Origin of the sequence: Dyadobacter sp. CY312 (assembly GCF_021390535.1) — a bacterium.
In the GTDB taxonomy this organism is placed as follows: Bacteria; Bacteroidota; Bacteroidia; order Cytophagales; family Spirosomataceae; genus Dyadobacter.
Genome location: NZ_JAJUXG010000005.1, coordinates 46,191 through 63,044, shown reverse-complemented (window position 1 = coordinate 63,044; position 16,854 = coordinate 46,191). Strand labels below are relative to the sequence as shown.

The following is a 16,854-nucleotide window of genomic DNA, read 5'->3' as shown; positions in this document are numbered from 1 at the left end:
AAGATTTGTGCCGCATCGGCGGTCCGATTCGATTGCCCCACCATCGCAAAGCCCCGAAACGTTAGCGGTCAGCTAACAATAGCTCAACAATTGCTCCAAATTACTCAAACACGCCAATGAACAAGACTACTACTTTTGACCAAGCCCAAACAGATATGCGTAAAGGTTATACGAATGGTTCGGTTGGAATCATCGTATCCGGGGTTGTTTGGCTTATCTCAGCAATTATCTGCTATCAATTTTCTGCTAAACAGGCAGTTTGGTCCCTTTTGATAGGAGGCATGTTTATCCATCCTATCAGTATGTTGGTGAGCAAGGTGCTTGGATTGAAGGATGCTCACACCAAAGGAAATCCACTTGCGAATCTGGCAATGGAGGGCACAGTTTTCATGCTCATGTGTATGCCAATTGCTTTGGGCCTTTCCTTGCAACATACTCAGTGGTTTTTTCAGGGTATGCTGCTCATTATTGGTGGAAGATATCTCACGTTTGCTTCCATTTATGGTACCAAACTATATTGGATTTTGGGAGGTATATTAGGCTTTGCTGCATATTTGTTGTTCTTCTTGCAAGTGGCATCCTTTGGTTCTTTGCTAACTGGTTCGCTCATTGAAATTTCATTTGGCATTTTTATGTTTTTCTCATTTCGAAAGGAAAACTAAACGTTTTTACATAGTCATAAGCCTGCTTGACAATACATTATCAGGCATTTATACCTTTGTCAGAATACCCGAACCTTCATTTCATCGAACGGAAAACCATGAGAAAACTAAAACTCCAAGTACAAATATCTGTTGATGGATTTGTTGCTAGAACAGATGGACAACTTGATTGGACTGTAAGTTCGGACGAACAACTTTGGCAGCTCATTAATGAATTACCCGACAGCTCCGACACATTGCTATTGGGAAGAAAAATGGCAGAAGATTTCATTCCTCACTTCGAATCGTTCGAACCTGAGAACGTAAGATTTCCCTTTGCTCAGAAAATGGTAAATATTCCAAAGATCATTTTTACCAAGACTCTCAAAAAACCATTCGGTAAAAACACATCGCTTGCAAAAGGGAATTTGACTGACGAAATTTTGGAAATGAAAAATCAAATCGGCAAAGATATTCTGGTTTACGGAGGTGCTGGTTTTGTTTCTTCTCTAATCGCAGGGGGATATATTGACGAGCTTTATCTCTTTGTAAATCCAGTTATGATCCATAAAGGATTAAGGATTTTTGATCTGCTTACCAAGGAACAGAAACTTACTTTGATCAGTGCTACGCCCTACGAATGTGGCGTTACGGTTCTTCGTTATGAATTAAAAAAAGAAGGTTAACAAATATCATTCTGATTCAGAAACATTTTAAGGTTTTAAAGTACTGTTATTTACGATCGGTAATCATCTCAAAATCAACATAATAAAATGGCTGCAATCACAATTACCGAAGTAGTGCACCCGAAGTCTCGACAGGAATGGCGTAACTGGCTGGCCGCTCATTTTGAAACCGCAAAGGAGGTATGGGTAGCTATTCCCAAGAAGGAAAAGCCAATGGATTACAACGATATCATCGAGGAAGCATTGTGTTTCAACTGGATTGACAGCACGCTAAAAACCCTGGACGAGCATCATACCGCACAGCGAATGAGCCCAAGAAAAACGAAGGGCAACTTTTCCCAGCTCAACATTGAACGCATCCGCCTGATACTGGATCAAAATCTGGTTCATCCCAGGTATGAATCGGCGCTTCGGGCTGTCGCAGATGCACCATTCATTTATCCGGATGATATTATGACAGCAATAAAAACCAATGAGCTTGCATGGAAAAACTTTCAGTCATTTTCAGAACCATACAAAAGGATGCGGATCTCATCCATTGAGACGGCCCGGGAAGATACAATATTGTTCGAAAAACGATTGATTTCATTCATAGAGAGTTGCGCTCAGAACAAACTTGTAAGAGCAAGTGCAGGAATGGAAAAATACTACTGATGCTGAAATGGGAAATTGAAAACTGATTAGGAATAGTCCTAAAAGTACTTTAATCAGTACAAGGAAACACAATCTTATTCTTAATCTATCATTCCTGAAATGAACCTCGACCAGCTAAAAAATTACCGTGACGAAGCTCACAACCATTTAACAACAGAACTCCTGCCCTTTTGGGAAAACCGCTGCATAGACCAGGAAAACGGCGGATTTATCACGCATTTTGATCATTCCGGTAATGATTCCGGTGAAGATGAAAAATCCCTGATTGCACAAACAAGAACCGTTTACACTTTTTCGGCGGCGCATCGCGCCGGATATGGAGAAGGGCGTTATGCAAAAATCGCGAGCCATGGTGTTGATTTCCTCATTAATAAAATGTGGGACGAAGAATACGGCGGATTTTATTGGCTCATGGATCGAAAAGGCAATGTAAAGATTGATGAAAAAATAGTTTACGGCCTCAGTTTTGCCATTTACAGTCTTTCCGAATACACTTTGGCAACCGGTGATCAACGGGGATTGGAGTATGCTGAAAAGGTTTTTGATCTCCTGCAAAAACATGGGGCAGATACGCATTATGGCGGTTACTTCGAGATGTTCCATCGCGATTGGGATCTAAAAGGAAGCGGTCCGGCAGGTGGTGATCGCAAAACGCTGGACGCACACATGCACTTGATGGAAGCTTTTACGACGCTCTACGAAGCCAGCGGAAAGCAGGTGCATCGCCGTAAGCTGATGGAAATGATAGAGCTTTTGGTCAACAAGATCATGCATCCGGTGTACGGGACCGGTATCCCTCAGTTCTGGGCAGACTGGACGGTGGCACCGCAAATCAAATTTGATATCATCTGGGGCTGGGATCGTTTCTCGGAGGATGGGTTTAAAAGTTCGGCCGAAGACAATACCAGTTATGGCCACAATGTTGAATTTGCCTGGTTGTTGATGCACGCTCTGGATATTGCCGGCATTCCTTATTCCGAATATGAAAGTCAGATTCTGAAATCATACAACCACGCCGTAGAAAACGGAATTGACTGGGAATTCGGTGGTGTGTATGTGGAAGGTTCGCATAAAGGCGATGTATACGATCGTGAGAAGGAATTCTGGCAGCAGGCTGAGGTGATTATAGGCATGTTGGATGCTTACCGAGTTTATGGAGACGAAAAGTATCTGAAAGCTTATGATGCTACGCACCGGTTTGTATTTGACAAAATGATTAAACACGATGTGGGCGAATGGCTGCCGCTGCTTACACGCCAGGGAGATCCGATTTGGAAACACATGAGCCATTCCTGGAAAGTGAACTACCATTCTGTTCGCTCGATGGTTCAAGGCATTATCAGGCTAGACAAGTTGATAACTGAGCAAAAGTAGCCAGTTTTTTCTTTGCGACCTTCGCACAACTTTGTCCCTTTGCGTAAAAGCATTAAGCCTGTTATCAGGAATAATTTTAGACAATTCCGGGAATAAAATGCTCACTGCAAAGCTTTTCCATGTCAGCGGCAAGCAGGTTCAACTGCTTACAGAGCCAACATTAATAATTGTATATCAATCAATTAAAGTAATTATTTCAAGAATATACATCATCGGCACCTGGCAGCGCCAGACTATTGGTACGGTTTGTTTAAGTATAGTTGTTGAAAAGGCTGTTTTACCAGCCATTTTTTAAACTCTAAAAACCAATAGTCATGAGTGCTTTCACACAACAAGTAAAAGGTAACTGGAACGAATTGAAAGGTAAATTCAAACAACAATATGCAGATTTGACTGACGATGATTTGCTATACGAAGACGGAAAAGAAGACGAACTTCTTGGAAAACTTCAAAAGAAATTGGGTAAAACCCGTCAGGAAGTAGAAGATGAAGTAAGCAGCTGGTCGAAATAACATTTCGTAAATCTCTTCATCAAAGTGCCTTTGGAGCCTCGTGCTTCAAAGGCACTTTTTTGTTAAATAGAAATATGAAAGGATAGACGAGGACTATCCGAAAAATATCATCAAAAAACCGACTTAATTAACCTCAAAAATGGTTCTTATGACAAGTCTTGACTAGTTTTGAGCCACGGTATATGTACTTTCCACCGGGATTTTACGATTGCCGGAATGACTTATGAAATAACGCTTCCCATGGATGATTTTATAGCTGCCCGTTCTCAGATGGCCCTTTCTTTGGGCTTTCACATCATTTTCTCCTGCATCGGAATGGTCATGCCATTCTTTATGGCCGTTTCTCACTTTTATTATTTGCGTACCAACCAACTTGTATATAAGAACGTAACCAAAGCTTGGAGTAAAGGCGTGGCGATTTTCTTTGCCACAGGTGCCGTTTCGGGCACGGTTCTATCCTTTGAGCTGGGTCTGCTCTGGCCCGAATTTATGAAACACGCCGGTCCAATCTTCGGCATGCCGTTTTCGCTGGAGGGGACTGCATTCTTTATTGAAGCCATTGCCCTGGGATTTTATCTTTATGGCTGGGACCGGTTCAACAAATGGTTCCATTGGTTTACGGGCGTGATCGTTGGCGTGAGTGGGCTTGCTTCCGGGATTTTGGTGGTCGCCGCCAATGCGTGGATGAATAGCCCGGCAGGCTTCGATTTTGTCGATGGAAAATATCTGAATGTCGACCCTATTGCGGCGATGTTTAATGACGCCTGGTTTTCGCAAGCTTTGCACATGACGGTGGCAGCTTTTGTGGCTACGGGTTTTGCTGTGGCCGGAGTTCATGCCTTAATGATCCTGAAAAAACAAAATATTGAATTCCATACCAAGTCTTTCACCATTGCCGCCATTTTCGCTTGCGTTGCTGCAATACTGCAACCATTGAGCGGTGACATTTCAGCTAAGGATGTTGCGAAAAGGCAACCTGCAAAACTTGCTGCAATGGAGGCTCATTTTCACACAGAAGAGTCCGCCTCACTGATCCTGGGAGGAATACCAAACGAAGAAACCAAAACCGTCGACTACGCCATAAAACTGCCCGGATTTCTGAGTTTTCTGGCACATGGAGATTTCAAATCAGAAGTAACCGGGCTTGACAAAATTCCGGAAGAGAATCATCCGCCGGTTGCCATTACGCACTATGCTTTCCAGATTATGGTGGGAATGGGAATGCTCATGATGCTTGTCGCGGTGATCTATTTCATTGCTTTGTGGAAGAAAAAACGATGGCTAAACAGTAGCTGGCTCCTCAAAATGTTTGTAGCGGCAACACCGCTTGGGTTCATTGCCGTAGAAGCCGGATGGACAGTAACAGAAGTAGGCCGCCAACCCTGGATCATCAACGGAATCATGCGTACCGCGGATGCAGTAACGCCTATGCCCGGCATCGTATATTCCTTCTACATTTTCAGCGCTGTATATTTTTCACTGGCAATCATTGTGGTTTTTATGCTATACAGACAGATAAAGATGGTCGGCCAACTCTATGACAATTGATCTTGTAATTGTTAATGGTTAGTTGTTAATGGTTAGTTACTTGTGCTGTAAATATTCTATCTTAAAGTTTCTGAATGAAACAGCTAATTACTGTCATTTATTATCAGGAGTATTTTCAATTTCTTCATCAACTAATAATTATGCATTATGAACCAGAACATTGTTAAAGACAAAAGCTTTGCATTTGCAATCAGGATTGTCAAGTCCTATCAACATCTGATTGAGAGCAAAAAAGAATTTATACTATCTAAACAATTATTACGGAGCGGAACAAGTGTTGGAGCAATGGTCAGAGAGGCGGAACATGCCGAATCGAGAGCTGATTTCAGACACAAACTTTCTATCGCACAAAAGAGATTAATGAAACCATTTATTGGCTAGAACTAATGAGTCACACAGGATACTTATCTGAACCCCAGTTTGAAAGCCTGAATAAAGACGCCGTAGAAATTATCAAACTACTCACCGCCATATTAAAATCAACTAAAAAGTAGATTGTTAAAAGGTCAAAACCCATCATTGACAATTTATATTTAACCATTAATAATTAAAAAAGTGCTCTACGTTGTCATCACATTTCTCTGGGTTTCCATTCTGCTTTACCTCCTGCTTGGAGGCGCCGATTTTGGTGCGGGAATTATTGAGCTTTTTACGTCCAAAAAGAATAAAAGTGTAACCAGAAAAACGCTCTATTCAGCCATAGGACCCATTTGGGAAGCCAATCACATGTGGCTCATCATTGCGATCGTTATTCTTTTTGTTGGTTTCCCGGTGATTTACACCACCATGTCGGTGAACTTGCACATACCGCTCACGATCATGCTGTTGGGAATTATAGCAAGAGGGACCGCTTTCACATTCAGGCATTATGATGCAGTGGTAGACGACATGCAGAATCTCTACAATCCTATCTTCGCCTGGTCAAGTTTTGTAACCCCTCTTTTCCTGGGTATTATTGCGGGCAGTGCGGTTTCCGGCCACATTGATCCCGGCGCAACATCATTTTTGGACGCATATATTTTCAGCTGGCTTCACTGGTTTGCAGTGGCAGTCGGGCTTTTCACGGTATCTATCTGTGGCTTTCTCGCGTCGGTGTACCTCATTGGCGAAGCAGACAATGAAAATGACCGTCTCCGCTTCGCGCACAAGGCTCAGTTCTTCAATATTGCTGCCGTTCTGTGCGGTATCCTCGTTTTTGTCGCCTCTTTCGCTGAAAATATACCCCTTCTGGATTGGGTTTTCGGAAACTGGGTGGGAAGGATCGCTATTTTCTCTGCCACCGCGTCCTTAATTCTGATGTGGTATTTATTGTATCAGGGTAAAATCGCACTGCTCCGCCCCCTCGCCGGCTTTCAGGTGACGATGATCCTGCTTACAACCACATACAAACACTTTCCTAATATTGTGATCCTGAAAAACGGTGGTTACCTATCTCTCATGGAACACAGCGGGCATGAAAAAACCATTTATACACTCGGCATGGCTTTGCTTTTAGGTAGCATTTTTATCCTTCCGGCATTGTTTTACCTGATCTATAGTTTTCAGAAGAAGGAAGGTGCAATACATTAATTTAGACATTTTCTATGTGTAACTACCCGCGAATCCTGCGATTTTTACTTCACGGAACTTATTGAATCAGAGAAGGTGTTGACTTGACCATCAGGATGTACCGTTATTTTATGTAAATTCACCATTCGTTACCGAAGTTCTCAGCGTTTTTACCCTCGTTAAGTATTTACAATAAGGTTTTATCCTATTTCAATGGACTTCCGTTTCCTGTTGTCGCTTTTGTGCTGCTCTGCGCTTTTCATGAAGCCTTGCAAAGGACAGGCATTGAAACCGGGACTCACTGGAATGGGGCCATCCAAGTGGATCACGATCAAACACACGCAATCGCCCGGTAAATATTACCGCTCAGAAAACGGTCCTAAAAAGAGATACACGCAGGAAGATTTACACGTTCGTGCCTGGATTCCGGTCATTCACAAACCTAATGTGGCCATCGTACTTGGACCAAGCTATCGCACCGAACAACTGGAATTGAAACACACAGGCGACAATCCGATGACAGGAATGTCGGATTGGAATTTGCGAACCGTCGGGCTTGATATGAAATCATTTTTCAAGCTTGATCCCGTTTCCTACCTTGTTGTGGCATCCAACATCAGCAAAAGCGGAAACCTGACAGAAACACCGCTGAAAAGCATTCCCTTTAATTTTGCATTTACTTCGGTACTGATGATGAAGAAGTCCGAACGGCAGGAAATTGGTCTTGGATTTATGGTCAGCAAAAACGAAAGATTTACCGTTCTTCCTGTTTTTGTTTTCAACCACAACAACCTTTCAGGCAAGTCGGGAATTGAAATTGCGCTACCGAAAAAGGTGGCCTGGCGCCAAAATCTCTCCCCATCCGACATCCTGTATTTTAAAAGTGAAGCTGTTACCAAAAGCTATTTTACCTACGGTACAGATAATGTCCCCGGGCGTTTTCGCCTGATAGATGTAGATACTGGTATTACGTATAACCGCGTAATCAACAGATTTGTGGGCGTGGAAGTGTTTGGAGGCTACCGTGCTAACCTCAGCAATCGTTTACCAGCCGGGCTTGTACCCGTTAGAACTTCCGGCCTCGCTGCCACCATTGAACTCTACATTCAACCTCCGTTTTCTTCCAAGAAAAAATAATTTCTTTGCTACTAATGAAGTTAGCAACCAGTAATTTAACCACAAAGAACCCAGAAGGACTTTGTTAACTTTTGTTGCTTTTGTGGTCATTAAAATCATTCTACAAAACCGATTTCGGTTCATTTACACTACAAAAGAAACAAAAAACCCAGCAGGACTTTGTTAACTTTTGTTGCTTTTGTGGTTCATTAAAATCATTCTACAAAGCCGTTTTCGGTTCATTTACACAACAAAAGCAACAAAGAACTCAAAAGGGCTTTGTGAATTTTTGTTGTTTTGTGGTTCATTATAATCATGCTACCAAAACTGTTTTCGGTTCATTTACACCCAAAAAACAAAGAACCCAAAAGGACTTTGTGAATTTTTGTTGTTTTGTGGTTCATTATAATCATTCTACAAAACTGTTTTCGGTTCATTTACAGCACAAAAGCAACAAAGAACCCAGAAGGACTTTGTGAACCTTTGTTGCTTTTGTGGCTCATTCAAAATCCAGCTATATCTGAGCTATTCTCTGAAATTAAGATGTATCATCCACCTCAGGTATGTCCGGTTTCATAAGCAGATTATAAACCGATATACTCCATATTTAGTACTAAATTACTCTACTCTGAGTACATCAAAATTGCGCCCTGCCTTTCCGGCATTTTTTGATGATTCAGAAATCGGTGCAACCTTCCAATCCCCGGAAAGTTTAATAACTCACCTTCAAAATAGCCTTAAAATCAAAACAAAATATTTATAATACAATTTCTCACAAACACTCACATTAAACTTAATAGTCAACAACACTCAGAATTTAATTTTACAATTTTTAAAATTGACAGAATTAAACCACACAAATATTAACCTATTTTTACCAAAATTATCGCATCTTAAAACGATATTAGCAAGAAGGTTACACAGCCCTGTAACAGAGCAGATTGTCATATTTCTTTTCACTTACTTTATCCCAAAGTAAACGAAAATCAGATGACGTATGAGAGCTAAATTACCATGGTTGCTGTTACTGTTGCTTACAGCCGGAGCTGTAAAAGCACAGTCCGTTTCTATCTCCGGTGTGGTTGTGGCAAAGGAGGATAACTTGCCGATGCCGGGGGTGACAATCCGCGTTGCGGGAACCTCATCCGGCACACAAACCGATGCCGACGGAAAGTTTAAAGTAGATGTACCTCCGGCATCAAAAATTGTTGCCTCCTTCATAGGGTACACCACGCAAGAAATACCCGTCACTTCGCAGAGCAACTACAAGATTGTGCTTGTAGCCGAAGCCAAAGCATTACAGGAACTCGTTGTGGTTGGTTACGGCGAGCAAAATCGCAGAACCGTTACAGGCGCCATATCAACAGTTTCTGCCGAGCAGATCAAGAATATTCCGAGCCCGAGCCCCGACCAGCTCTTACAGGGACGTAGCCCGGGTGTGCAGGTGAGCGCCGGTTCCGGCGAGCCTGGGAGCAGCATCATGGTGCGTGTCCGCGGGGCAACGTCTATTAATGCAAGTTCAGAACCTTTATATGTGATTGACGGTGTACCTATTGTATCTCAAAACCTGGCAAGAACCACCTTTGGACAACCCAGTAACCCGCTTGCCGACCTGAACCCTTCCGATATTGAATCAATGGAAATCCTTAAAGATGCCTCTGCAACGGCGATTTATGGTGCAAGAGCTGCAAACGGTGTAATTCTGATCACAACCAAGAGGGGGAAATCGGGCAAACCGACGGTTTCCATTTCTTCGTACGTGGGTACCTCCAAAGCCTGGAAGGATCCGAATGACCTCCGCGTGGACGGTCCAACATTTGAAAGACTTCAAAACGAAGCTTCTGCCAATAACTGGATTGACACATACGGGTCTATAACAGCTGTGAATCCATCAGGAGCTGCCTACAAGCCGGCATACGCCAATCCTGATGCTGCGATCAACACCAACTGGATCGATCCGATTATGCAGCGCGGCGCCCTATACAATATCGACGCATCGGTTTCTGGTGGTACTGAAAAAATTAAATATTTGGTTTCGGGAAACACCTTCAAGCAGGAAGGTATCATGAAACCTACTCTGTTTGATCGCAAGACATTCCGTACCAATCTTGATTTTTCAGCTTCGGATGCCATCAAATTAGGAACAAGCATATTTTATTCTACCAGCAAACGCAACCGGATTCAGAACGGAAACAATATCAACTCTGCTCTCGCCAACGCCTATTTTTACCCAAGCAACATTCCTGTTTATAATGCTGACGGAACCTACAACCGCCCGGTTTGGGAAAGTCCTGTAGCGATTGTGAATGAGACCGAATATCTCATGAATACCGACCGCATCATCGGAAACGTGTATGGCGACTGGAAACTGGCAAACGGTCTGGTGTTCAGAACCAATTGGAGCATTGACAATAACTACATTACAGAAAATCAGTATTCCAATACCAACCTCACCGCGGGAGCGGGTGTCGGCGGAACGGCAACAAACAGTGTGGTGAGAGATTTCAACTGGATCAACGAAAACGTGCTTACTTACCAAACAAGATTAGCTGGAAAGCACAATTTCAATATTCTGGTTGGTAACACATTGCAAAAAAACACGAGCAATTCTACCTCTGCAACAGGTAGTGGTTTTCCGAGTAACAGCTTTAAAACCATTGCGGCAGCTGCTGTCAAAAATTCAACAGCCGACGAAACTGCCTGGGGAATTGCATCTTTCTTCGGTCGCGTGAATTACGATTTTTCTAAAAAATACCTTTTCACCGGTAACATTCGCTACGACGGTTCTTCCCGTTTTGGAGCCAATCACCGCTGGGGTATGTTCCCGTCCGCATCTGTGGGCTGGGCTGTTTCGGAAGAAAATTTCATGAAAGATGTAAAGGTTATTTCTGAGCTGAAACTGAGAGCCAGTTATGGTGTGACGGGGAATCAGGGTGGTATAGGCAACTTTGCTTCACTCGGCTTATGGGGTGGACAGAGGGGCGGATTACGTGGCGGTGGTGGCATAACGCCTGGTGCCGGTGGTGCAGCCGCATACGCCGACTACCCGGGCTTTAATCCGATACAACTCGCTAACCCCGATTTGAAATGGGAAACAACAGCACAGCTGGATTTGGGAATTGACATCGGGTTGTTCCAGGACAAACTGAATGTTACCTTCGACTATTACAACAAGCAAACCAAAGACATGCTTCTTGAAGTGCCCACGCCGCGTTCCACCGGATACAGTACTTTGCTCCAAAACTATGGAGAAATGGAAAATAAGGGTTTTGAACTTGGAATAAATGCTTCACCGGTTCGCACCGAATCTTTCACCTGGGATATTGCATTCAACATTTCCCGGAACAAAAACCTTGTGAAGAAACTGGCTGCACCCATTACCATGTTCTCCCGCGAATATGTCAGGATTGAAGAAGGTTACCCGCTATTCTCCTTTTATGTGCACGAACAGCTGGGCGTAAACGAGCAAACCGGAGACATCATCTGGAATACAGGATCGGACGAAGTTTTCAATGTAAACACCGACCGTTTCATGATCGGCAAAAGTGCCTGGCCAGACTTCCAGGGAGGACTTACCAACACCTTCAATTACAAAGGGTTTGACCTGATGGCATTTTTGCAATACAGTTATGGCAATCATGTATTTAACTACAACCGGTATTTCTTTGAGCACGGTGGTGAGCGTACCACAGGTTACAGCGCGCAGCAGCTCGACCGCTGGCAGCAACCAGGCGACAAAACGGATATTCCCCGTTTAGCACGCAGAAACTACGACACCAATTTCCGTCCATCACGCCATATTGAAGATGCCTCTTACCTGCGTCTGAAAAACATTTCGCTCGGTTATGCTATTCCAAAATCCCTGACCTCCAAAATAGGAATTGGAAGCGCGAGACTGTATGTATCTGGCCAGAATGTACTGACATTCACCAAATATACCGGACTTGATCCGGAGGTATCAGTAAGTCCGTCGGAGACCATTCAGGGAATTGACCAGGGTGTAATGCCTCAGCCACGCATTTGGATGGGTGGAATTAACTTAACTTTTTAACTGAAAACATCATGAAAAAGCTCATAACAGCAATACTCATAGTTACTTCGGTTTCGGCTTGTAACGTATTGGATATAGAACCATTATCCCAGATCAGCAGCAATCAGGCTTTCACCAGCCTGAATAATGCAGAGGGCGTGGTGAACGGGATGTACAATAATCTCCAAACGGTATACATGTGGCGGGTTCAGATCCTGAGTGACGTGGCTTCCGATATGTCGCAGCAAATTGACACCTGGGACGCACTTAATGCGGCTGATGAGTTCAATTTCAGTGCTGACAATTCCGAAATTGACGATTTATATACCTCCCTTTATCGCTGCGTCGACATTTCAAACAGTATTATCGCCAACGTACCGGCAATGACTGTTGCGCAGCTAAATAAAGACGATCTGATGGGGCAGGCTCATTTCGTGCGCGCTCTCTCCTATTTTGACCTTGCGCGTTTCTTCGGTGGAATCCCCAATGTGTATGGAACCGAAGGCGTGGTAATTAAGCTTACTCCGTCCGTAGGTGTAACTGATGAAGATTTTGTTCCGCGAAATACATTACGTGAAACCTACGATCAGGTTGAAAAAGATCTGATTGAAGCCATAGCCAAACTACCGGAAACCCGAGCTTCGACAGATTTGAGTAAGGCCAAAGCCACCAAACCAGCTGCCCGCGCCCTGCTTGCCCGCTACTACCTGTACAACAGACAGTGGGACAAAGCAGAACAATTTGCCACGGAAGCCATTGCCAATCTGCCATTAAGTGTAGCTTTTGAAACAGCATTCAGAAGCAAAAATACAGCCGAATCGTTGTTCGAACTACAGTTTAATGCAACGGATGGAGCAGGTTTGAGAAACTGGTATTATCCATCCAACCTGAGCGGACGTGGAGGCACAGCATTACACGATGCAACTTATGCCGAAATGATTGCTGATCCTGCTGATTTGAGAGGAAAACTGACTGCAAAAAACACGACGACGAATACCTTTTATACAACCAAATGGAATACGGCCCAAAATGCAGATAACATTCAGATTTTGAGAAGATCGGAGCAATATCTGATCCGTGCCGAAGCAAGAGCGGAGCTCAACAATCTGACAGGAGCCGCCGCGGATCTCAATATCGTGAGAGCAAGAGCAGGTGTAGCGGCATCGACCGCAGCGACCAAAGATGCGCTGATTGCTGCCATTTTGCAGGAACGCAAACTTGAATTTGTTGGTGAAGGGCACCGCTGGTTCGATGTGATTCGCAGAGGTCTGGCGCTAACTGTTTTTTCAAATATCGTGAGATCAAAAGGAAGCTTGCCTTCTTACTCAATCAAGATTGCAGGAAAGCAGGTTTTGCCCATTCCTTCTGCGGAAATGAGAACAAATACCAAACTGGTTCAAAATGAGGCTTACAGGTAGTGTAAGCTCGCAGCTTTAAGTCATTAGCTTTTAGCCGGACACATTTGAACGTCAGTTGTAATTCTTTGCCTGTCGTATTCAATCTTAGTAAATGAATCTTAATCCTGATTAAATAAAACTTACATTTTTTTCCAACCAAATAAAACCTGCTAACAATTTCACATTTAAATAAAAGCCGTATGAAACAACTCTTAACCATTTGTCTTTTCTGCACGATAGCAATTCATACTGCGTCGGCTCAGAACAGGACAATCAAATTCGACGCCGACGTTGTCACCAAAGATCAGGTCACTATCAAAGGCCAGAAAGTGGCCTATACCGCAACAGCCGGAAACCAGCCTGTCTGGGATGAAAACGGCAAAGCAATAGCGAGTCTTTTTTATGTATACTACGAACGTACCGATGTCCCCAACCGGGAAACGCGGCCTTTGGTTGTATCGTTTAATGGCGGGCCTGGTGCAGCTTCCTGCTGGATGCACCTTGGCTACACAGGTCCAAAACGTCTGCTGATTGACGATGAAGGTTACCCTGTGCAGCCTTATGGAATTCAGGACAATCCGAATTCGATTCTGGATGTAGCTGATATCGTATATGTTGAGCCGGTCAATACCGGTTTTTCCAGAGCGGCAAACGATTCAATTCCGAAATCGAAATTCTTTGGAGTGAATGCTGACATTAAATATCTGGCAGAATGGATCAACAATTTCGTGACCAGAAAAAACAAATGGACTGCACCTAAATACCTGGTTGGAGAAAGCTACGGAACAACAAGGGTTTCCGGGCTTGCGCTCGAACTGCAAAATTCTCACTGGATGTATTTGAATGGAGTTGTGTTGGTGTCGCCTACCTCGCTTGGTCTCGACCGTGGTGGTCAGGTGGCAGCAGCCAACCTTCTTCCCTATTTTGCAGCCACTGCATGGCACCACAAGGTACTCGCACCCGACCTTCAGAACAAAGATCTGACGGCCATGCTGCCCGAAGTTGAACAATTTACAATAAACGAACTACTCCCTGCCATTACCAAGGGCGGTTTTCTGGAACCAGACAAGAAGAAAGCAATAGCTGCAAAAATGTCCAAATATGCAGGTATATCCGAAAAAGTGATACTGGAACACAATCTTATGGTACCCGCGCCTTTCTTCTGGAAAGAACTGCTTCGCGACAAAGGATACAACATCGGAAGACTGGACTCACGTTACCTGGGAATTGACAAGGAAACAGCGGGCGAAAAACCGGATTATTCAGCAGAAAATACTTCATGGCAGCACTCTTTTACGCCAGCGATCAATTATTATCTGCGCGAAGTATTGGGTTACAAAACAGACCTGAAATATTTCGTGGCTGGACAAACACGCCCCTGGGACAGAGAAGGTGCCAACACTGATTTGACAGGAGAAAACCTGCGCCAGGCGGTTTCTCAAAATCCTTATCTGCATGTATTGACGCAGTCGGGTTACTACGACGGAGCCTGCGATTATTTCAACGCGAAGTATAACATGTGGCAGATGGATCCGAGCGGAAAACTACAAAACCGCTTCGACTGGAAAGGTTACCGCAGCGGACACATGATGTATTTACGGACAGAAGATCTGGTAACATCCAACGAGGACATACGGGTGTTTATCAAAAAAACGATTCCAAAACCAGATCAGCCAGCCAAGTACTAATTGTCCCTGAAACCGGGAATCTTAAAATCTGTCATTCACTTTTATCGAAAATATCATGAAGCAAATACTTGTACTGGCAATGTTAGCCGTAGCGGCAATGAGCCCGCTGGCTGCCCAGAAACCGGTCGCTCCTGCCCCAAAACCCGAAGCAAAAGTTACGGGCGAACCTAAGCCCGTTAAACTCCAGCTCGATTCTACAACCACGCTGAATCATACCGTTACGATCAAAGGCGTCAAAATACCTTATTCTGTGACAGTTGGCACACAACCCGTTTGGGACGACGGTGGAAAAGCGATAGCGGGTGTTTTCTATACCTACTACGAGCGCTCCGACATCAAGGACCGAAAAACCCGTCCATTGGTGATCTCTTTCAACGGCGGTCCCGGAACTGCTTCTGTATGGATGCATTTGGCATACACAGGCCCAAAACTGTTGAACGTTGACAGCGAAGGTTATCCTCTACAACCGTATACAGTGAAGGAAAACCCCAATTCGATTCTGGACATCGCCGACATCATTTACATTGATCCGGTTAACACTGGCTATTCTCGTATGGCGAACAAGGATGTTGCGAAGTCGAAATTCTTTGGTGTTAATGCGGATATCAAGTATCTGGCCGACTGGCTGAATACCTTCGTTAGTCGCCAAAACCGCTGGTTATCCCCCAAATACCTGATCGGTGAAAGTTATGGAACAAACCGCGTTTCAGGTCTTGCGCTTGAATTGCAGAATGCCAACTGGATGTATCTGAATGGTGTTGTGCTGGTATCTCCAACCAACCTGGGTATCGACCGGAAAGGACCGGTCGGTTCGGCAAATATGCTGCCTTATTATGCAGCCACGGCATGGCATCACAAGGTGCTGGCTTCCGATCTGCAACAGAAAGATCTTGTTCAAATGCTGCCGGAAGTGGAGCAGTTTACAACAAACGAATTGATTCCGGCCCTAGCAATGGGCGGTGCACTTGATCCTGCAAAAAGAAAAGCAATGGCTGCAAAAGTGGCCCGCTATTCAGGCTTATCGGAAAAAGTAGTGATGGAGCATAATCTGATGATCCCGCCATCTTTTTTCTGGAAAGAATTATTGCGCGACAAAGGATACACCGTTGGCCGTCTTGATTCCCGGTATCTTGGGATTGACAAAGAAGAAGCGGGCGAAAAACCGGATTACGCTGCTGAGCTAACTTCCTGGCTGCACTCGTTCACCCCGCCGATCAACTACTATTTCCGTGAGGTGCTTAACTATAAAACCGACCTGAAATACTTCATGTTTGGTCCGGTTCATCCCTGGTCCAGAACGGGCGAGGATACTGATAAAACAGGTGAGAACCTGCGCCAGGCCATGGCTCAGAATCCTTATCTGCACTTGCTGGTACAATCGGGCTACTACGACGGTGCCTGTGATTATTTCAATGCGCAAAACAACATGTGGCAGATGGATCCAAGCGGTAAGCTGAAAACAAGAATGGACTGGAAAGGCTACCGCAGCGGACACATGATGTACCTGCGCCAGGAAGATCTGGTTTCGGCGAACAATGACCTTCGCGATTTTATCAAAAAAGCTACTCCAAAACCGGGTCAGCCGGCTAAATATTAATTGTAAAAACGGATGGGTTAACAGTGCAAATTGAAAGCGCTGTTAACTCATTTTTAACATTTA

At 44.2% G+C, this 16,854-nt stretch carries 12 protein-coding genes and 1 pseudogene; all 13 read left to right on the top strand.

All coding sequences use genetic code 11. From position 1 onward, the window contains the following. Positions 1-116: 116 nt before the first annotated feature. The 13 genes and pseudogenes from LZG71_RS07935 to LZG71_RS07870 all read left to right on the top strand — a co-directional run bounded on the left by LZG71_RS07935 (position 117) and on the right by LZG71_RS07870 (position 16,791). Positions 117-662 (top strand): DUF7010 family protein, encoded by a 546-nt coding sequence (locus LZG71_RS07935; RefSeq protein WP_233818792.1) that lies wholly within the window; start codon positions 117-119, stop codon positions 660-662. A 98-nt stretch (positions 663-760) separates the two neighbouring features. After that, positions 761-1,327 carry a dihydrofolate reductase family protein gene (locus tag LZG71_RS07930; protein WP_233818791.1) on the top strand — a complete coding sequence of 189 codons (567 nt, stop codon included), beginning with the start codon at positions 761-763 and terminating at the stop codon, positions 1,325-1,327. A gap of 87 nt (positions 1,328-1,414) precedes the next feature. After that, positions 1,415-1,981 (top strand): YdeI family protein, encoded by a 567-nt coding sequence (locus tag LZG71_RS07925; RefSeq protein ID WP_233818790.1) that lies wholly within the window; start codon positions 1,415-1,417, stop codon positions 1,979-1,981. Between the two features lie 99 nt (positions 1,982-2,080). Beyond that, entirely contained in the window at positions 2,081-3,355 is a 1,275-nt protein-coding gene (locus LZG71_RS07920; RefSeq protein ID WP_233818789.1) for an AGE family epimerase/isomerase, read from the top strand. Between the two features lie 314 nt (positions 3,356-3,669). Continuing rightward, positions 3,670-3,867 carry a CsbD family protein gene (locus LZG71_RS07915; RefSeq protein ID WP_233818788.1) on the top strand — a complete coding sequence of 66 codons (198 nt, stop codon included), beginning with the start codon at positions 3,670-3,672 and terminating at the stop codon, positions 3,865-3,867. Positions 3,868-4,107: 240 nt separating this feature from the next. Then, entirely contained in the window at positions 4,108-5,415 is a 1,308-nt protein-coding gene (locus tag LZG71_RS07910; protein WP_233819265.1) for a cytochrome ubiquinol oxidase subunit I, read from the top strand. Positions 5,416-5,562: 147 nt separating this feature from the next. Beyond that, positions 5,563-5,909 (top strand): annotated as a pseudogene (locus LZG71_RS07905) (four helix bundle protein). A gap of 61 nt (positions 5,910-5,970) precedes the next feature. Next, entirely contained in the window at positions 5,971-6,984 is a 1,014-nt protein-coding gene (locus tag LZG71_RS07895; protein WP_233818783.1) for a cytochrome d ubiquinol oxidase subunit II, read from the top strand. 192 nt (positions 6,985-7,176) lie between these two features. Further along, on the top strand, positions 7,177-8,100 hold the full coding sequence (locus LZG71_RS07890) for a hypothetical protein (RefSeq protein ID WP_233818781.1): 924 nt from the start codon (positions 7,177-7,179) through the stop codon (positions 8,098-8,100). Between the two features lie 976 nt (positions 8,101-9,076). Beyond that, complete coding sequence (locus LZG71_RS07885; protein ID WP_233818779.1) at positions 9,077-12,130, top strand: TonB-dependent receptor; 3,054 nt, start codon at positions 9,077-9,079, stop codon at positions 12,128-12,130. A gap of 11 nt (positions 12,131-12,141) precedes the next feature. Then, entirely contained in the window at positions 12,142-13,527 is a 1,386-nt protein-coding gene (locus tag LZG71_RS07880; protein ID WP_233818777.1) for a RagB/SusD family nutrient uptake outer membrane protein, read from the top strand. Positions 13,528-13,706: 179 nt separating this feature from the next. Beyond that, complete coding sequence (locus LZG71_RS07875) at positions 13,707-15,194, top strand: S10 family peptidase (RefSeq protein WP_233818775.1); 1,488 nt, start codon at positions 13,707-13,709, stop codon at positions 15,192-15,194. Between the two features lie 55 nt (positions 15,195-15,249). Further along, a complete protein-coding gene (locus LZG71_RS07870; protein ID WP_233818773.1) occupies positions 15,250-16,791 on the top strand; it encodes a S10 family peptidase in 1,542 nt (513 codons plus the stop codon). Positions 16,792-16,854: the final 63 nt, after the last annotated feature.